The organism is Arthrobacter sp. DNA4, assembly GCF_024362385.1.
Classification (GTDB): Bacteria; Actinomycetota; Actinomycetes; order Actinomycetales; family Micrococcaceae; genus Arthrobacter.
The window spans coordinates 3,501,059-3,519,007 of record NZ_CP101466.1; the positions used below are offsets into that span (position 1 = coordinate 3,501,059).

Here is a 17,949-nt window from a genome sequence, read left to right on the forward strand (position 1 = left end):
GGTCAGTTCTCCCACTGAAGGTCGTCAACGGCGTCGAGGATGCGGTCCACGCCGGGCAGGTAGTACTTCTCGAGTTTGGGCGCCGGGTACGGGACGTCGAACCCGGTCACGCGGCGGATCGGTGCGGCCAGGTAGTGGAAGCAGCGTTCCTGGACGCGGGCCACGATCTCGGAGGACACGGACGCGAAGCCGTGCGCCTCGGCGATTACCACGGCCCGGCCGGTCTTCCGGACGGACTCACACACGGTCTCGTCGTCGAAGGGGACGATGGTCCGCACATCGATCACTTCCAGCGAGCGCCCCTCCAACGCTGCGGCCTCGGCGGCAGCCAAAGCGGTGGGAACAGACGGACCGTAGGCAATCAGCGTTGCGTCGGTGCCGGGACGCGCGACGGCGGCCCTCCCCTCGGAGGTGCGTCCCGCCGTCGTGCCTTCCGCAGGACGCTCGTGAAGGCGGCGCAGCTCGCCCAGGTCCACCGAGTCCTTGGTCCAGTACATCTTCTTGGGCTCCATGAAGACCACGGGATCGTCAGAGTCGATGGCTTCGCGGAGCATACGGTAGCCGTCCGCCACGGTGGCCGGGGTGTAGACCTTCAGCCCGGCGGTGTGGGCGTAGTAGGACTCGGAGGAGTCGCAGTGGTGCTCCACTCCCCCGATGCCGCCGCCGTACGGGATGCGGATCACCATGGGCAGCTTGACCATGCCGCGGGTACGGTTGTGCATCTTGGCCACGTGGCTGACGATTTGTTCGAAGGCCGGGTAGGCGAACGCGTCGAACTGCATCTCGATGACGGGCCGCATGCCGTTAATGGCCATGCCAACAGCCATGCCCACGATCCCGGATTCGGCCAGCGGGGTGTCGAAGCAGCGCTGCTCGCCGAACGTGGCGGTGAGGCCGTCGGTGATGCGGAAGACGCCACCCAGCATGCCCACGTCCTCCCCGAACACCAGGACGGAGGAGTCCGCGGACATGGCGTCGGCGAGCGCCGTGTTGAGCGCTTTGGCCATGGTGACGGGCTGCGGGCCGGCGGCCTCGGCGGACGCCGCTGCGGAGGCGGCCGCACGGGCGGTGGCGGCGGAAACGTTGCCGTTGGCCTCGGACGAGGTGGTGATGGTGGGGCTCACTTGCTGGCCTCCTTCGAGTCAGTGCCTGCTGCGTCGCGGGCCAGCTCGTCGGCGAGCATGGCGGACTGTTCCTTCAGCTGCGGGGTCTGCACCGCGAACACGTGGCGGAAGAGCTCCTGCGGGTCCACGGGCACGTCCTCGCCAAGCCCCTCGCGCAGCTGCGTGGCAACCGCCTCAGCGTGCGCAGCGATCCTTGCCTCGCCGTCGTCGTCCAGCAGCCCACACTCCGTGAGATACACCCGCATCCGGTTGACCGGATCCTTTGCCCGCCACTCCGCAACCTCGGCGCTTTCCCGGTAGCGGGTGTCGTCGTCGGCATTCGTGTGGGCCTGCATGCGGTACGTGTTGGCCTCCACCAGCAGGGGGCCGGAGCCTTCCCGGGCCAGTTTCACGGCGCGGTCCAGGACGGCGAGGAGTGCCACCACGTCGTTGCCGTCCACGCGTTCGCCCGCCATGCCGTAGCCCACGGCCTTGTGCGCGAGCGACGGCGCCACGGACTGGTGCGCCAGCGGCACCGAAATGGCGTACTTGTTGTTCTGGACGAAGAAGATGACCGGAAGGTGGAAGACGGCGGCGAAGTTGAGGGCCTCGTGGAAGTCGCCTTCGCTGGTGGCGCCGTCGCCGCACATGGCCAGCACCACGGTGTCCTCGCCGCGGAGCTTGGCGGCGTGGGCAACGCCGACGGCGTGCAGCAGCTGGGTGGTCAGCGGGGTGCACTGGATCCCCACCTTGTACTTCAGGGGGTCGTACCCGCCGTGCCAGTCGCCGCGGAAGATGGTCATCACCTGGACGGGGTCCACGCCGCGGGTCATCACGGCCACGGCGTCGCGGTAGGTGGGGAACATCCAGTCGCCGTCGGACAGGCACAGGGCGGCGGCCACCTGGCAGGCTTCCTGGCCGTGGCTGGAGGGGTAGACGGCCATGCGGCCCTGCCGGACCAGGGCGGAGTTCTGGTCATTGACGCGGCGGCCGACGACGAGTTGTTCGTACGCAGCGAGCAGTTCCTTGTCGCCGGGCACGGGGTATTCGTGGCCGGGCTGGGTGCCCTGCTCACTGCCGGCCTTGAGTAAGCCGTCCGGGTCCACCATCTGGATCTGGTGCCGGGCGGGGAGCATATAGTCCTCCACCGTGATGCCGAACTTCTTCACAGCTTCCGTCAGCGCATTGTCTGGCGTTGCGGTGCTGGTGGTGTCCGGCGCGGTGTGGTCTGCGGAGATCGTCATTGGTCCGTCCTTCGGTAGCCACTATTCCCTCCCAGTATTGTCCTGGCGCCGGTTTCGTATCCAGCATCTGCGGAAATCGTGGAGAAGCTGCTCAGAACCGCCTACTATGGGAGACGATTTGTAACTGTGACGTGGATTACCGACGGGAGTCGTGGACAAAATGCCGGGCAAGGATGCTGCTGCAGAGGTTCCGCTGGACGAGATTGATCGCCGCATCATTGCCGAGCTCACCCGGGACGGCCGGATGTCCGTCACGCAGGTGGCGGACAACGTACACATCTCGCGGGCGCATGCGTACTCGCGGATTGCCCGGCTGACCGGCGACGGGGTGCTGACCCGGTTCACGGCGCTGGTGGATCCCATCAAGGCGGGGCTGAAGTCCTCGGCCTACGTGACCCTGAAGCTGAAGCAGGATTCCTGGCGCGAACTCCGCGACCAGCTGGGCGCCATCCCGGAGGTGCACCACATTGCCCTGGTGGGAGGCGACTTCGACGTGATCCTGCTGGTCAGGGCCGTGGACAACATCGACCTCCGCCGGGTCATCTTCGACCAACTTCAGACCATGCCCGGCGTGCTCGATACCCAGACGTTCCTGGTGTTCGAGGACGTGGATACGCGGTAGGAGCGGGTTGGCTTCCGCGCCCGGGCCGCGCGGCAACTGCGCCCTCGACGCGCAGGTTCACCCGCGATGTGCAGGCTACTTTTCGCTACGCACATGCGGGCCGCGCCAGGGAAGCTGCGCGTCACCTTCGGTTTTGGGTGTCGAATACGCCAGAAGCACGACGGCGGCACGCACCAGGGTGGGCGACGGCCCGGAACTTTAGCGCCTTCGGGCATGACCCGTTCCGGGTAATTGCTGTCTCAAGTACTCAAGATTGCCTCAATGTGAGCGCTCCTTAGCAGTGCCGGGGGCGGTGACCGAAAGCCGCTGGGGGCTACTACTTGGGTTGGCCCTTTTCGCCTTGGATTGTCACGGAGCCCAGAGGAATTTTGGCGGCAGGGCGACGTCGGGAACGCGGGTAGTGGCAGCGCTTACCGAGTACCCGATTTCTTGAGGTTTCCAAAACTCAAGTACCGGTACGTGTTGTTGCGCCTATTTCGCTCCGGCAAATATTGGGTCATCGATCCACCGGAAGGCACCTGGATGGAGCCACCAATGGGGGAACGGGTTCTCAATCACACATTCAAGGAGCTTCTCCATGCGCAAGATGACCAAGAAGAACAAGATCGCCGCTGTTGCCCTGTCCGCGACGCTGCTGGCAGCCGGCGGCGGCGCCGCGTACGCCTACTGGAGCACCACGGGCTCCGGTACCGGAGGGGCCGCCGCATCGGCCGGCAACAACGAAGTCACCCTGCACTCCTCGTTTGCGCCAGGCATTGCACCTGGCGAAACGCGGGCTGTGACCTATACGGCAGATAATTCGAACACCTCCAGCACGGTTGTCGCGGGCTTGGCTCCGACGGTGGCCACCAGTGACGCGAAGTGTCTCGCCAGTTGGTTCACCGTAGACGCCACCACCACGCCTGTGCCCGTTGCAGCAAACACGACCGGGGCGACTGTAGGCACCGGCACGCTGACCTTCATCGACAACGCGACCAACCAGGACGCCTGCAAGGCAGCCACCATCACGGTGAACGTCACCAGCCACTAACTAGCGAGCGGGCCGGGGGCGGTGTGAATCCGCCCCCGGCTTGCCGTCATTTGCACCGAAGAAAGAGGGGCACAGGGTGCACGAGCAGGACGGGCATGCGCGGCGTCGCAGGCGGATCGGAATCAAGGCAGCGCTGGTGGCACTGGTGCTGCTGCTGGCCGGTGCAGGATCGCTGATCGCGGCGGCGAACAATCCAAAGCCAGGCATTACGGTGCAGGTCTCCCCCGCGAGCCAGTCCGTCCAGCAGGGACAGTCAGCCTCCTACACGGTGACCCTGACCTCCACCGGCGGATTCAGTGGCGCGGTGAACCTGGCCGCCGCGGGACTTCCGGCAGGGGCAAGCGGCACCTTCACGCCGTCGTCCGTCACCCTCACCTCCGGCGCCACCGCAACCGCAACCCTAAACATCACCACCGCCGCGACCACACCGGCGGGCACCAGCTCAATCACCATCACCGCGACCAGCGGCAAGGTCTCCGGCAGCGTAACGGCCAGCCTCACCGTGAACTACAAGATTTCCAGCTCGTTCTCGATGACTGCCACCCCGGAATCCGTCAGCATGCCGCCGGGCGCCACCGCCGTGTACACGCTGCAGCTCAGCCGCAGCAACTTCACCAGCCCCGTCACCTTCAGCGTCCTGGGCGGAATGCCGGCCGGTGCAACGGCGTCGTTCTCGCCCAACCCGGCCACCGGGAACTCCACCACTCTCCAGGTGGCCACCACCAGCGCATCCCCCACCGGGTCCTCCAGCCTGTACCTGGTGGGCACCGGCAAGGACTCCTCCGGGAAGGCGCAGTACACCTACGCAAATGTCCAGCTGGTCCTGGACTCCACGATCAAACAGTTCGGCATCTCCGGGAACGTCCCCGGAACCCTGTCCCCCGGCACGTCGGCCGGACTGAACCTGCAGATCAGCAACCCCATCAACAAGCCGCTGTCGCTGACCAACCTCTCGGTCGCCGTCGCGGGCGTCACCCGGAGCGCGGCCGCCGTGGCGGGCAACCTGCCCTGCACGCCGGCCGACTTCACCGTCACCCAGTACAGCGGGCCGTACCCGCTCGCCGTGCCGGCCACGGGCGGTTCGCTCCAGGGGCTCAACGTCGCCCAGACTGCCTGGCCGCGGGTGGGAATGCTGGATACATCCACCAACCAGGACGGCTGCAAAGGCGCCACCCTCCAGCTCAGCTACTCAGGATCAGGACAGGGGAACTGAGATGACCAACACCAGCAGAGGCCGGGGCCTCAAGGCAGCCGCCCTCGCCGGGCTCCTGGCCACCGCCGGCGCCGGAACCGCCTACGCCTACTGGACAGCGTCCGGAACAGGGGCAGGATCCGCAGCCGCCGCCACCATGCAAACCGTCACCGTGGACGCCCTCGTCGCCAGCGACAACCCGAAGACGGTTCTCTATCCTGGCGGCAGCGCCGACGTCGTCCTCCGACTGAGCAACCCGAACCCGTACTCGGTGCAGGTGTACAGCGTCACCGGCAACGGCCCCGCGGTGGCCGACGCGTCGCACCCCGGCTGCACCACCACCGGCGTCAGCTTTACCGGAACCGCCGCGCCGCTGTCTCCCGCCACGTACGTTCCCGCTAATTCGTCAGCACTCATCACCCTCCCCGGAGCGGCCACCATGGATACCACCTCGCTCGCAGCCTGCCAGGGCGCAACGTTCAGCGTTCCCGTGACGGCGGAGGTCCGGAAATGAGCCTCGCACTCCGCAACGCGTCCCTCTTCGTCGGCCGCCGCCCGTCCCGCAGGCTGGCCTGGATCATTACCGCGGTCCTGCTCCTGCTCGGCTCGGGCACCGCCGCCTACGCGTTCTGGGCGTCCACCACCAGCAGCAACAACGCGGCCGCAGTAGCCGACGCCCTGACGCCGGGCTCCAAGCCGGCCGTCAGCGCCAACGGTGCCGCACTCTCGGTCACCTGGGCCAACGGGACCACCGTCAACGGCCGTCCCGCCACCGGCTACACCGTTGCCCGCTACTCAGCAGCCACCGGTGGGACCGCCACCCCGGCCACCGGCGGCTGCGCGGGAACCGTCACCACCCTCACCTGCACGGAGCAAAACGTCCCGGGCGGCACCTGGTACTACACCGTCACCCCGGCCATCGCGCTCTGGACCGGCGCCGAGAGCCCGCGCAGCAACGGCATCAGCAGCGACGCCATCGCGCCCACATCATCAGCCACCGTTTCGCCCACCCCGAACGCGGCTGGCTGGAACAACACCAGCCCGGTCAGCGTCACGGTCACGGCCGACGACGGCACGAACGGTTCGGGCGTCGCCTCCATTACCTACGCGGTCGACGGCGGCGCGCAGCAGACGGTCAGCGCGGCCGTCGCCACCATTCCGGTCACGGTAGACGGCACGCACACGGTGTCCTACTTCGCGACCGACAAGGTGGGCAACGCCGGGTCGGCGCAGAGCCAGACGGTAAAGATCGATACCCAGGCTCCCGCGGCTCCCGTCTTCGCCACCGTTCCCGCCTACGTAAGCCAGGCGACGGTTACCGGAGTGGCTGTCAGCGGCACCGCTGAAGCAGGGGCCAAGGTTAACCTCGTAGCCAGAGATGGCGCGGGGCATTCAGTGCCGGCGACGGCCACCGCCACGCTGGGCTCCTGGTCCGTCACAGTTGACCTGACCAGCCTGGACCAGGGCACCGTTGCCTACTCGGCAACCGCCACGGATGCCGCAGGCAACACAGGCACCGCCAACACGGCCACGAGCGCGAAGGACACCGTCGCCCCTTCCCCGGCGGCCGGCGTGAGCGTGCCCACCTACGTCTACACAGGCAACGTCTTATCCGTCCCCGTCACCGGCAGCGCCGAAGCCGGGTCTACGGTGACTGTAAGCGCCGCCGACACCGTCGGCACCACCCCTGTCACGGGCACCGCCACTGCTTCCGGAACGGGTGCCTGGTCGCTGAACCTGAACCTCGGAACCCTGGGCCAAGGAGCAATCACCTACACCATCAACGTCGCCGACCCTGCGGGCAACACCAGTAGCGCTGTCACTGCATCGGACACAAAGGACACCGTGCTGTCCCTAAAGCTCAGTCCCCTGCCGACGATCTTTTCGGGCAACGTAAAAAACTACCCGGTCAGCGGCACCACCGATTCCGGTTCCACCGTGAACCTAACGGTCACCGACTCGGCCACGGGCGTCCCGGCAACCGCATCGGGCTCCGCCTGGACCACGCCCGCATTGGACCTCTCCAGCCTCCGGGACACCTCAACAAGCAATCCAATCGTCACGGTGACGGTCACAGCCACTACGAGTGACGCTGCGGGCAACACCGCTTCTGTCAGCGCCACTGTCACCAAGGACACCACCGCGCCGTCCGTCACGGGCGTTGTCCTCGCCAACGGCGGGCCGAAACAGAATTCCGCGGACAAGGGCGACACCCTAACCATCACATACTCCGAGGCCCTGGACCCGGCGAAATTCTGCACCAGCACCAGCGGTGCCACCACCTTCAACGGCATCGTAACGCTGGCTGACAACAACCTGAACGACACCCTCAGCTTCTCAACGACCGAATGCACGGGACTCAGCATCGGCAACATCTCGCTGGGCGGCAACTACGTTTCGGGAACAGCCACATTTGGGCCCAACGCTAACGGATCCGGTGGGGCGTCCACTCTTACGTGGAACCCCACTGCGAAGACGTTCACCATCAAGCTCGGGAACTCTGCCAACGGCAGCACCCTGCAGAATGTGACCGCGGGGCAGCCCTCCTATGCGCCGTCGTCGAACCTCACTGACGTGGCGGGCAACACGGCCGTACCTGGACCGGGCAACTGGGTAAATTCAGGTTTCTGACGGTCCGGGCCGCAAGAGGAAGGCACCTATCCGTGGGCAGAACCGCCGCCCCAGTACTGGAAGCTGTCATAGCAGTGGCGGGAGCAAAATGCCGCCGATGGAGATTGGGGCAGGGCCATCCCGCAATACCTGCACTTTGGCTTGGATCGCAGGATCTGCTTCACGATTTTCAGCATGAAAGAACGGTAGGCGCCCGCTCCGCAGACGTGACCAGTAATTGATACTTCAATCCAGATTGCCGCCATACCTGCACGGCTCCTTCCGCGTCGGCGGCCTTGAGGAACTTGGGGCTACCTTGATGGATTCCTGAGCGGATCCAAGCCCATCCTTGAGGCAGTCCGGGCAAAGTGATGCCGAAGGGACGGAATGCAGCCTTGCTGCAACTGGGTGCTGGGGCCCAGTTCACCGCCCACCGTCGGCTAACGCCGATGGTCTCGGACGCCTGGCGGCACCACCAGTGGGGTCGCCAGGCACCAACTTCACGTGAACCACAGGCGAGGGGCCGGCGGCGGAGGCCAAGGATCAACGTCGATCCGAAAAAGCCGTCGGCCCCCACACAACACACCGGGCGCGATGCCAAACCATTGACTGGAGTGCATCCGGGCGCCGGGACGGCAGCCTAACCAGGCGCCGTCACTTGCGACAGATGCACCGAGTTTCAGCGGAAGCGGTCACCCTGCAGTCCACCCGATGACTGCAGGGTGAGCCCTTCAGGAACACGGCGCGCCCTGGGCTTTTCCCGCCGATGTCCCAAAATATAAGCTGCTGCCGGGGCACCATCATCCGTCCGGCAGCAACCAACGTACCCCGGTAGCGGAACCTCGCAGAAGGGTTGGCGGCACCCGATCGGCGCCGCCGGCTACCCAATTCCAAAGGCAAATTGCCAGCAGGGGCACGGCCGGTAAGCCCCCACACCTACCCCGCGCCGGAGGTGCCAGGGGTTCCCAGTCCCCGTAATCAGCATTGATTCCGGAGTTGGGTAGTCAACGGATGACGACGGCACGCCCCGGAGTGGGCGACGACGGCTCCTCACTTCCTGCGGCGCAGCACGATCACGATGTACAGGGCGACGGCGACGGCCACCAGTGCCCCTATGCTTACACCTGCGCTTTGACCATCGAGCACTTCACAACTCCTTTGCTGTTTCACGTCGCTGCCGGCAATTCAGGATAGGACGTTCCGCGCCTGCGGCCACTCCTTAACGCGCCGCGAGACCTCTTCAGGAAGCCTTAAGGACCTTTGCTCAAATCATTGGATATTTATTAATCGATTCAATGGTCCGTTCTTGATTTAGGGCCTTTATTGTCGTGTCCGGGCCGCTCCTTCCCGGAGCGGAACGCGTTCCGCGCACCCAAAAGCTTCCGGGTTTCCCCGCAGGGGACCACCCGGGTTTGACCGGGGCCGGCGGCGGTGTGTGCCCTCCTGAGACCGGGGCACATCCCCCCAGTCGCCGTCGGCCCCCCACTTGGCCACAATCACACCCCTTACGCTTCACGACGCTGCCGTCACCGCTGCCCTGGGCGCGGCTGACCAGCCGCGTGTTCCCAAGGCAACAGGTTTCGCAGCTCCCGCCTGCCGCCCGAAGGAAGACATGACGTCACTGAAACATCTGCTGCAAGACACCTATGCCCGCCAAATGTTCGTGTTCGTTGTTGTGGGCCTGGCCCTCTCCGCCATGGTGCCGTTCGGCAGCAGGTTCCTTACCGGCGACTCGCCTGTCCTTGTCCTGGCGGCAGCAGTGCTTCCCCTGCTGCTGGCCGTAGCGCTCATCGTCACTCCCCGCGTCTCCAAGGCAGACCAGCAGGCCGCAGGCGGTTCCCAGGAACGCCTGGGCGCAGCCTTGCTCCTGTACCTGTCACCGGTGCTCCTGCTGAACGCCGTCTACCCGCTGGTGAGTCCTGCCATGGCAGGCATCGACGTTGCAGGGGTACCGCTGACCTACGTGGTCCTGGCTTCGTCGGTCACGGTGCCGTGGCTGGCCCAGGCTGCATGCCTCCCCATCTACCGCGTGCTCGGTGACCTCATGGAGGAGCGCAACCTCGGGGACATCACCCGCCGGTTCTGCCAGTTCTGGCCGCTGATGTTCGTCCAGTCCCTGCCCCTGGTGGCGGTGTTCGCGGTGCCGCTGTGGCTTGCTACCGGCTGGTCCTGGGACGCCATGATGCACTACGTGGTCCTGTGCGTCCTGCACCTGCTGTTCGTGCAGTCGCTGGTTCTTGCCAACGTGGCCAACCGCCGCGGCCTGTGGGCTGCCGCCTGGTCCGGCTACGCCGCTGCACTGTTCCTCGCTCCTGCCGCCTGGTGGCTGCCGCCGCTGGTCGGAACCGCCACGCAGCTCGTTGCCATGCGCTCGGGCCTGCGCCACCTGAGCATCTCCAAGCACCTGGGCGCACGGGTGTTCGGTACTGACCTGGTCCGTGGCCTGCTCATGGGCGCGGTCCTCTGGGCTGACAAGTATGCGCTGTTCCTGGTGACCGGCGGCGCGTTCCAGGTGGTGGCTGTTTTCGCGGCCATGCTCCCGGCAGTCATCGCCTACAACTTCTACTTCGTCCACCTGGCGCCCGGCGTGGACCGCGCCCTCGGCAGGCTGCACCACGACATCGCCACCGCCCCGGTCAGCGTCCTGAAGGGCAGCTCCAGCCGGCTGGTCCGCGTCCTGGACCGCTCGGTGGTCCTCACCGGAGCCATCGCCGGGCTGCTGACCCTGTCGGTGTCGCTTGCAGTGTCCGGCCTGGACCCGGCCAACACCGTGCTCACGGTTGCCTCGGCCCTGGCCTCGTGGTCCTTCATGATGCTCACGCTCCTGAACTACGAGCTGGACTTCATCGGCGAGAAAGTCACGCCCCAGATCCTCGGGGCCGTGCATCTGGCCGTCTGCATTCTCGCCTTCGCAGGCGGAGCCCACCTGATCGGCACATCGATGCACTCGGCCAGCTACCTGATCCTGGGGGCCGCTGACTTTGTCCTCATCGCCGTCGGCTGGACGCTCTACAAGCGGCACTGGAGCCAGCCCGAATACACCCTCTTTTGGCGGCACGCCACCACGTGGTGACGCGGCTCCCGCCAGCACCGCACGTCCCTCAGTCAGTCCGAAACTCTTGAGCCTCCAGAACACCAGATGAGGAAACAACCATGTACTCGACCCTTAAGAACCTAAAGACCCGCTGGAACAGCAACCCGGCCCCGTCAGTGCTCCTGGCCGGACCGGCAGCCGCCCCGGCACCCATGGATGCCGGGAACCGGGATGTCGAGTACCAGGACGTTGACGTGGCCATCGTGATGGAGTCCACCTACCCCTACCTCAAGGGCGGCGTTTCGGCAGTGGTGCACGACATCGTCACCCACAACCCGGACCTCAGCTACGGCATCATCCACATCACCTGGGACTCCAGCGCGCCCCTGACGGACCTCTACGGCATGCCCGAGAACGTCCGCTGGGTCCGGACGGTCTTCCTCAGCATGGAGGAACACCGGCACGACTACATGGCGGTGACCGTCAAGGACCTGGGCATGGACTCCAAGCAGCGCGAAGAGCTCTCGCACCGGCTTTTTGACGCCATCTACGCCCTGTCCGAATACGGCGAAGTGGAGCCGCTGTGGGACCTGATTGACGAGGGCCTGAACAAGCGGACCCGGCAGTACCCCCTGTGGGCCCTGCTCGGTTCCCGGGAATTCATGCAGGCGCTGCAGGATCGCATGCCGCAGCTGAACCTTCCGCTGGCCGAATCCTTCTGGGTCCTGCGCAACTTCTTCTCCCTGGCGTACGCCATCACCGGCGAGACCATGCCCCGCGCCAAGGTCTACCACGCACACACCACCGGGTACGCCTCGCTGCTGGGGGCCGCCGCGGCGCGGGACCACGACACCGCCTTCCTGCTGACCGAACACAACCTGTATGTCCGGGACACCGTGAACACCCTGCTGGACCGCAACATGGCCCTGTCCATCACGGCCGACGATTACCGGCTCTTCGACGTCACCGCGGAACAACGCGCCTGGATGGCCTGGTGGACGGAAATGGGACGCTTCTGCTACCCCAGCGCCCGCCTGATCACCTACCTCTACCCCAGCGCCATCACCGAGGCAGCCCGCCTGGGAACGGACATCGACAAGTCCGTGGTGGTGCCCAACGGCATGGTCATCGAGGAGTTCGACGGGAAGTACCGGGCCCGCCGACAGGTCCTGGAAAACCTCCGGCAGGACTCCGCAGACCACGTCTGGCGCCTGGTCTACATCGCCCGCGTGGTGCCCATCAAGGGGCTGCTGGACCTGCTTTCGAGCATGGAGGTCCTCACGCAGCGCGGCTATCCGAACCTGCACCTGGACGTCCTGGGCCCCACCGAGCACGTGCCCGAATACTACGAGGCCTGCCTGGCCAAGATCGAGGCCCTGGGCCTGCAGGACAAGGTCACCATCCACGGCACCGTCAATGTCCGGGAAATGCTTGACCAGTTCGACCTGCTGGTGCTCCCCAGCTACAACGAGGGCCAGCCCATCGTCATCCTGGAAGCCATGGCCGCCGGCATTCCCACGGTGGGCTCCGATGTTGGCGGCGTGGCCCAGCTCATCGCCGATGACCTGCTGACTACGGACGGGAAGACCATCGGCGCCTGCGGCGAAACCGTGACACCGGGCAACGTGGTGCAGATGGCGGACGCGGTCCAGGCAGTCATCGGCAACCTGGACGCCTACGGCGAGTATGCGGCCAACGCCCGCACCCGCGTGCAGGAGTTCTTCCAGATGCATGAGGTCATGCGGTCCTATAATCAGATCTACCGCGCCCTGGGCGACCTGCCGGTCGTGGAATCGGCTGCTGCGGACGTAACAGCGCTGGACATGGCAACCGTGGACGAACTGCCCACCGAAGCCCTCACCGTGGTGCCGCTGTGACCGGAGTGGGTGCGTGGATCCGCTACGGCGATCCCATCTCTCCGGCGCAGATCGACTTCGCCGCCGAGCACTACCGCGCGGCCATCCTCCAGCCGTGGGAGCTGGACGCGGCGGCCGAGCTCAAGCGCCGCCGCCCGGACATGACGGTGCTCTGCTACAAGTGCCTGTCCTCCACCCGGGCGTATGAACCGGGGCCCGTCTTCAGTTCCGGGGTGACGTACCGGGAGGCAGAGGACGACGGCGGCACATGGTTCGCCACGCGGCTGGACGGTGCGCGCATCGAGTGGAACGGCTACGGCGGCCACTGGCAGATGAAGGTGTGGGACCCGGAGTACCGTGCCCGCTGGGTGGAGAACGTCACCAGGGAGCTGGCAGGCTCCCCCTTTGACGGCGTGATGGCGGACAACGACGTCTTTGACGACTACTACGGCATCCGGCCCCCGGTGCAGGACGCGGCATCCATGGCCGACTTCCGGGAGGGCCTGGACAAGCTCGTCCATGCCGCGGGTGCGGCATTGAACGGTGTGGGCAAGGTCCTGGTGCCCAACATTGCCGAATCCCGGCGCCTGCCGGGCCGCTGGGATTCCCACGCGGCGTACGGCGGCGGCTTCGAGGAGGTGTGGCTGGGCTACGGCCCGGCAAACCTGTTCGATCCCCGGACGGCCGAGGCGCAGCTTTCCCAGGCAGACGGGCCCGGCCTTTCCATCCTGCGCGTCCCCACCGATGGCGACGACGCGCACCCCAACTTCCGGTACGGCCTGGCGGCGTTCTGGATCTTCGGCGGCGGAGCGGGCTCCTACACGGCAACCGGCCACGACGACTACAGCCGCACCCAGCACATCGAGGAACTGGACTGGCCCCTGGGACATCCCGAGGGGCAGCCCCAGGGCCGGCGGCATGTGTGGCAGCGGACGTTCAGCGGCGGCTGGGCGGCCGTGAACTTCAACAATGACGGCCGCAGCCGGCGACGCATCAAAGTCCCATCCGGGCTGGTTGATGCCGCCGGGCAACCGGCACCCCACCATGTGGTTTTGGCTCCGCAGAGCGGGGTTGTCTATCAGCGAGGGCAGAGACATTAAGGTTCTAGTTACCGGCGGCGCCGGGTACATCGGGTCCCACACCATCCTCCAACTGCTCGAGGCCGGGCACGACGTCACGGCGGTGGACAACCTCAGCAATTCCCAGGTGGAGTCGCTGCTGCGCGTCCAGAAACTCTCCGGACGCAGCCTGGCGTTCCACGAGGCCGACATCACGGACCCCGCGGCGCTGGACCAGGTGTTCGCGGCCGCCGGGGTGGAGGCGGTGATCCACTTCGCGGGCTTGAAGGCCGTGGGCGAATCGGTGTCCCAGCCCCTGCGCTACTACCGCAACAACGTCACGGGGACGCTGAACCTGCTGGAGGCCATGGACGCCCACGATGTGCGGACCCTCGTTTTCAGCTCCTCCGCCACCGTGTACGGGAGCAACCCGCAGATGCCGCTCAAGGAGGACAGCAGCCTGGGGGCCACAAACCCCTACGGCCGGACCAAGCAGCAGATCGAAGAGATCCTCACGGACGTGCAGGCCTCTGACGGCCGGTGGCGGCTGGCCCTCCTGCGCTACTTCAACCCGGTGGGCGCCCACCCGTCCGGCCAGATCGGCGAGGATCCGCAGGGGCCCCCGAACAACCTCTTCCCGTACGTCACCCAGGTGGCGGTGGGCCGCAGGGACATGCTGAACGTCTTCGGCGGCGACTACCCAACATCCGACGGCACCGGGGTCCGCGACTACATCCACGTGATGGACCTCGCCGCCGGCCACCTGGCGGCACTGGATTACCTTGCCGCCCACGAGGGGGTCCACACCTGGAACCTGGGCAGCGGCAGCGGCCACTCCGTCCTGGAAATCATCCGCGCCTTCGAAAAGGCCGCACAGACTGCAGTCCCCTACAGCCTGGCGGAGCGGCGCCCGGGAGACGCCCCGGTCAGTCTGGCGGATCCGACGGCGGCCTTCCGCGACCTGGGGTGGAAGGCGGCGGAAACGCTGGAGAACATGTGCGCCGATGCCTGGCGTTGGCAGCAGAACAACCCGAACGGTTACCGCATGGAGGCGGCAGCCAGTTGAAAGCCGGCTGTCGCGGCTTGGCTGTGGCCGGCGGTCAGGATGCGGGGAAGTAGTTGCGTCCCAGGGTCAGCCACCCGGGCAGCGTCTGGTCCTGGGCGGCGTTGGCAAAGCGCAGCGGGACACCATTGGCCAGCGGGTTCACCGGCCGCAGCACCAGCGTGTAGTAGCCGGCGGCGAGGCCGCTGGTGCTGAAGGGTGTGGCCAGGGTGGGTGCCATGCCGGGTTTGATCGTGGTCAGCTTCCAGGAGGTGGTCCAGGTCCTGGCGATCTTCCCGTCGCCGCCCACGGCAGCCACCTGCACCGGCCAGTCGTAGTAGAACGGCGCCGCCCCGGTGTTGCGGATGGTGACGCTGAGGTCGCTCTGTCCCTTCACGGTTCCGGGCGCCAGGGAGAAGCCGGTGGCCTGGAACCGGTAGCCCAGCGATTGGGACGCTGCGGCAGCAGTGCTTTGGGCAGTCCCTGCGTACGTTGGGCTGAAGGCGTACTGGTTGAGCAGCCACGAAGCGTGGGTGGCTGCCACGCTCCCCGGGAAGTCCTTCTGGGCCGGATCGGCCACCCAGGGGCAGGGGACGGCGTCGAAAAGGCAGGGCTGCAGCTCGGGGCGGAGTTCGCCGCCCACCGGCTGGGTGAGCCACTTGCTGGTTGCGCCGGCCTGCTGCAGTTTGTCCACGAAACTCCAGCCGCTCCCGGGCAGGGTTTCAGCGGCGAACGAGTCGTCGTGGTAGCCCACGTTGAGGCTGCTGTTGGCGGTGGTGGGGTACCGCACCTGGAGCTTGGTCCTGGTGAAGGCGGCTGTGTAGGCCTGCAGGACAAGTTGTTGCTCCGTGGCCGAGGCCGACCAGTTTTCCGGCGAGGCCCACCCGTCGTGGGGGTAGGTATGCCATTCGCCCCAGAAGCCCAGCAGGCCCGCCTGGATGAAGCCGATGCGCCGGTCGCCGTCGTACCGTGAGCCAAAGGCCGCGATGAAGCTGTCCAGCGCCTGGGCCAGGCGCGGGTCGTTGTAGTCGGGGGAAACGCTGATGCCCTGGTTGCCGTAGTCGGTGTAGGAGTGGGTGGCCAGGCCGGCGTCCAACAGGTATTTGGGAACGCCGGTTGGCTTGCCGGGGTAGTCGAGGTAGAACCTGAAGACGGCCTGGTGTCCGCGGGCGGCAATGGTGTTCAGCTGGGATTCCAGGGCGGACCAGTCGTAGGTGCCGGGTCCCGTGACCACAGCGTTCACCGGTATGTAAAACCATTCCATGGAATAGGGCAGGGAACCGTACTTCCCGGCGTATGGGACAAAGCCCTGCAGCGGGTTGCTGGCCGGCGCCGGACCGGCCGCCAGGGAAACCCACTCCCCCGGCTTGATGTCTGCAGCCGTCGCGCTGGGTACCGTGCCGGCGGAAGGGATGGTGAGGGATAGCAGCCCCGCCAACAAGGACAATGCCGCGGCAGCGTTGGCTATCCCTTTTGTCTTTCCGCGCGGGCGGACAATATTCGGAAACAGAACAGCACTCAGCCTGTGCAACGCTTTCACTGAAGCTTCTTCCTAAAGGCGGTGCCAGGCACCTGCGAGACCAAGAATTACACGAAAGTCGCCCAGTGCGACGGCGCTAATTCAAACTGAAAACGCAGGGCTCCACAAGTGGCCATTGGGTTTCCGTCATTTCGCAACGCGCCCCGGTCCCAATAAGATGTGCCTTCCGGCCTGCCGGTGGTCCTTCCTGGCTGGACCATTGCCCATTTTTCAATCGGTCCGTGGTCCAGCAGCAGTACTGATGCAGGGACGCTGCCCGGACCTGTAGGCAGAGGCTATGACCGGTTCGAGTTCGTCCATCACCGTATGGTTCCCGGGGAGCACCACATGGGCCAGAAATTCGGACTCGAGTGTTGCAACACCGGCTGCCGCTGCTGCGAGTTTGGCGTCGGTCGACAGGGCGAAGGCGTGCCAGAATCGACGGGCATCGAGTTCGAGCACTTTTGCGCTAACCTCCTTGCCGGGGACGTCGGACACTCCACCCGGAACCGTAGGGCTTCCCTCGTTCTGCGGCAAAGAGAGGACGATCCGAAATTGCCTTCCGCTGGCTCTGAACGAGATGGCGTTGAGGTGGCCACGTTGGCTGAAGAGAACGTCGGTTGCCCCGAAGTCCAGAAGCGAGCGTTCGATGTGTTCCCGGGAAGCTCCAACACTGAAGGAATCACCGCGTGTGTAAAAACTCCGGGAATCGTAGGTTGCCATACTCCAACTATGCCCCGCCTCGCCCCCTTTCGGTCACAGGGGCCTCGCCCAGTACCTTAATGGCTGGGACCCCGGCCCGGTTTGGGTGGCCGGGGTCCCGTGGGTTTAGGGCTGCACAGAGTCGAAGAACCGGTAGGTCGGCGGTGCCGGGGACGGTTCTTCCTGGTGTGTTTTGGACCGGATGAACTCGATGTTTTCCTGTGACAGGACAGTTTCGCCGTGATTATCAGAATCAGCGTCCTCTCCGGATTCGGCATTTATTTCCGCCGAAATGGTGCGGGGCAGAATTACACAGCCAGGATTGTCGATGAGCCACTGCTTGCTGGCCGGGGACAGCCGGTGCCAGTACTTCTCAAGGTGCATGGAAGTCATTTGTTTCCTTTGCGGGTTTGGGTACGGCTGGTTACGGGTGTTAGTCGAAGTGGATTTCGGCCGCGGATTGACGGATAGCTTCGAGTCGTTGTTCCTCAAGCATCCCCAGGGCATCCAGTTCTTCAGACCTGTGGGCGCGCTCAGCTTCGGCCTGCACGGAAATGTCCCTCAGAATCATGCCGATAAGGTGGGCAAGCCCTGACTTGAGGTCCTGCAGATTGGTGTTGGTGATCAGGAGGCGGCGGTCAGAGACCCGCAGTTCGACGTCGCTGTATCCTTCCTCCGCCAAGCGCCGGGTGACGCTCTTGGCATGCAACAAATCGAGTTCCCGGGGCTGGGGCCTGCGGGAGAACACGGCCGGGACGGTGTAACGAGAGGCGCCCGTGGCCGTACCGAGGTCGTGAGGCAGGGCGGAGGCCAGGACGCCGCTGAGCGCAAGGCGCCCCTCGACGTGGACAGGCTGTTCTTGGGTGGTGGTCATGGCATTGCGCCAACGTTTCTTGAAGATGCACTGTCAGAACCGCAGAGACGGGCGGATCGACTG

At 65.7% G+C, this 17,949-nt stretch carries 15 protein-coding genes; 9 read left to right on the forward strand and 6 right to left on the reverse strand.

Annotated features, from left to right (window positions below; translation table 11 throughout):
- Positions 1-2 precede the first annotated feature (2 nt).
- A complete protein-coding gene (locus NMQ03_RS16185) occupies positions 3-1,124 on the reverse strand; it encodes an alpha-ketoacid dehydrogenase subunit beta (RefSeq protein WP_255173020.1) in 1,122 nt (373 codons plus the stop codon).
- The gene (locus tag NMQ03_RS16190) at positions 1,121-2,347 is read right to left on the reverse strand and encodes a thiamine pyrophosphate-dependent dehydrogenase E1 component subunit alpha (RefSeq protein WP_255173021.1); all 1,227 of its coding nucleotides are present in this window, start codon (positions 2,345-2,347) and stop codon (positions 1,121-1,123) included. Before NMQ03_RS16190 ends, NMQ03_RS16185 begins: the two co-directional genes overlap by 4 nt.
- 160 nt (positions 2,348-2,507) lie before the next feature.
- Between NMQ03_RS16190 and NMQ03_RS16195 the strand changes: the two genes are divergently transcribed.
- From NMQ03_RS16195 to galE, 9 genes are all read left to right on the forward strand, one after another.
- A complete protein-coding gene (locus NMQ03_RS16195) occupies positions 2,508-2,969 on the forward strand; it encodes an Lrp/AsnC family transcriptional regulator (protein WP_255175637.1) in 462 nt (153 codons plus the stop codon).
- A gap of 577 nt (positions 2,970-3,546) precedes the next feature.
- Positions 3,547-3,999 (forward strand): hypothetical protein, encoded by a 453-nt coding sequence (locus tag NMQ03_RS16200; protein ID WP_255173022.1) that lies wholly within the window; start codon positions 3,547-3,549, stop codon positions 3,997-3,999.
- 76 nt (positions 4,000-4,075) lie between these two features.
- Positions 4,076-5,212, forward strand: coding sequence for a hypothetical protein (locus NMQ03_RS16205; protein ID WP_255173023.1), 1,137 nt, complete (start codon positions 4,076-4,078; stop codon positions 5,210-5,212).
- A gap of 1 nt (position 5,213) precedes the next feature.
- Positions 5,214-5,705, forward strand: coding sequence for a hypothetical protein (locus NMQ03_RS16210; protein ID WP_255173024.1), 492 nt, complete (start codon positions 5,214-5,216; stop codon positions 5,703-5,705).
- On the forward strand, positions 5,702-7,822 hold the full coding sequence (locus tag NMQ03_RS16215; RefSeq protein WP_255173025.1) for a hypothetical protein: 2,121 nt from the start codon (positions 5,702-5,704) through the stop codon (positions 7,820-7,822). The genes NMQ03_RS16210 and NMQ03_RS16215 overlap by 4 nt, the downstream gene beginning before the upstream one ends.
- 1,591 nt (positions 7,823-9,413) lie before the next feature.
- Positions 9,414-10,874 (forward strand): hypothetical protein, encoded by a 1,461-nt coding sequence (locus NMQ03_RS16220; protein ID WP_255173026.1) that lies wholly within the window; start codon positions 9,414-9,416, stop codon positions 10,872-10,874.
- 80 nt (positions 10,875-10,954) lie between these two features.
- Positions 10,955-12,712: a GT4 family glycosyltransferase PelF gene (pelF, locus tag NMQ03_RS16225; protein WP_255173027.1), complete on the forward strand. Its 1,758-nt coding sequence runs from the start codon at positions 10,955-10,957 to the stop codon at positions 12,710-12,712.
- Positions 12,709-13,791, forward strand: a complete 1,083-nt coding sequence (locus NMQ03_RS16230; protein WP_255173028.1) for a putative glycoside hydrolase — start codon at positions 12,709-12,711, stop codon at positions 13,789-13,791. Before pelF ends, NMQ03_RS16230 begins: the two co-directional genes overlap by 4 nt.
- The gene (gene galE, locus NMQ03_RS16235) at positions 13,787-14,815 is read left to right on the forward strand and encodes a UDP-glucose 4-epimerase GalE (RefSeq protein ID WP_255175638.1); all 1,029 of its coding nucleotides are present in this window, start codon (positions 13,787-13,789) and stop codon (positions 14,813-14,815) included. Before NMQ03_RS16230 ends, galE begins: the two co-directional genes overlap by 5 nt.
- Before the next feature lie 34 nt (positions 14,816-14,849).
- Here the strand turns inward: galE and NMQ03_RS16240 are convergent, their stop codons facing one another.
- The 4 genes from NMQ03_RS16240 to NMQ03_RS16255 form a co-directional block, all read right to left on the reverse strand.
- Entirely contained in the window at positions 14,850-16,229 is a 1,380-nt protein-coding gene (locus NMQ03_RS16240) for a DUF4832 domain-containing protein (RefSeq protein WP_255173029.1), read from the reverse strand.
- Positions 16,230-16,541: 312 nt separating this feature from the next.
- Positions 16,542-17,033: a hypothetical protein gene (locus tag NMQ03_RS16245; protein ID WP_255173030.1), complete on the reverse strand. Its 492-nt coding sequence runs from the start codon at positions 17,031-17,033 to the stop codon at positions 16,542-16,544.
- Between the two features lie 105 nt (positions 17,034-17,138).
- Complete coding sequence (locus tag NMQ03_RS16250; RefSeq protein WP_255173031.1) at positions 17,139-17,405, reverse strand: hypothetical protein; 267 nt, start codon at positions 17,403-17,405, stop codon at positions 17,139-17,141.
- Between the two features lie 40 nt (positions 17,406-17,445).
- The gene (locus NMQ03_RS16255) at positions 17,446-17,886 is read right to left on the reverse strand and encodes a hypothetical protein (protein WP_255173032.1); all 441 of its coding nucleotides are present in this window, start codon (positions 17,884-17,886) and stop codon (positions 17,446-17,448) included.
- Between the last annotated feature and the right edge of the window lie 63 nt (positions 17,887-17,949).

What these genes read in the sequence shown, in the direction of transcription:
- NMQ03_RS16190 (WP_255173021.1), bottom strand. Translation starts at nt 2,347, where the DNA reads ATGACGATCTCCGCAGACCACACCGCGCCGGACACCACCAGCACCGCA.
- NMQ03_RS16195 (WP_255175637.1), top strand. Translation starts at nt 2,508, where the DNA reads ATGCCGGGCAAGGATGCTGCTGCAGAGGTTCCGCTGGACGAGATTGAT.
- NMQ03_RS16200 (WP_255173022.1), top strand. Translation starts at nt 3,547, where the DNA reads ATGCGCAAGATGACCAAGAAGAACAAGATCGCCGCTGTTGCCCTGTCC.
- NMQ03_RS16210 (WP_255173024.1), top strand. Translation starts at nt 5,214, where the DNA reads ATGACCAACACCAGCAGAGGCCGGGGCCTCAAGGCAGCCGCCCTCGCC.
- NMQ03_RS16215 (WP_255173025.1), top strand. Translation starts at nt 5,702, where the DNA reads ATGAGCCTCGCACTCCGCAACGCGTCCCTCTTCGTCGGCCGCCGCCCG.
- NMQ03_RS16220 (WP_255173026.1), top strand. Translation starts at nt 9,414, where the DNA reads ATGACGTCACTGAAACATCTGCTGCAAGACACCTATGCCCGCCAAATG.
- pelF (WP_255173027.1), top strand. Translation starts at nt 10,955, where the DNA reads ATGTACTCGACCCTTAAGAACCTAAAGACCCGCTGGAACAGCAACCCG.
- NMQ03_RS16245 (WP_255173030.1), bottom strand. Translation starts at nt 17,033, where the DNA reads ATGGCAACCTACGATTCCCGGAGTTTTTACACACGCGGTGATTCCTTC.
- NMQ03_RS16250 (WP_255173031.1), bottom strand. Translation starts at nt 17,405, where the DNA reads ATGACTTCCATGCACCTTGAGAAGTACTGGCACCGGCTGTCCCCGGCC.
- NMQ03_RS16255 (WP_255173032.1), bottom strand. Translation starts at nt 17,886, where the DNA reads ATGACCACCACCCAAGAACAGCCTGTCCACGTCGAGGGGCGCCTTGCG.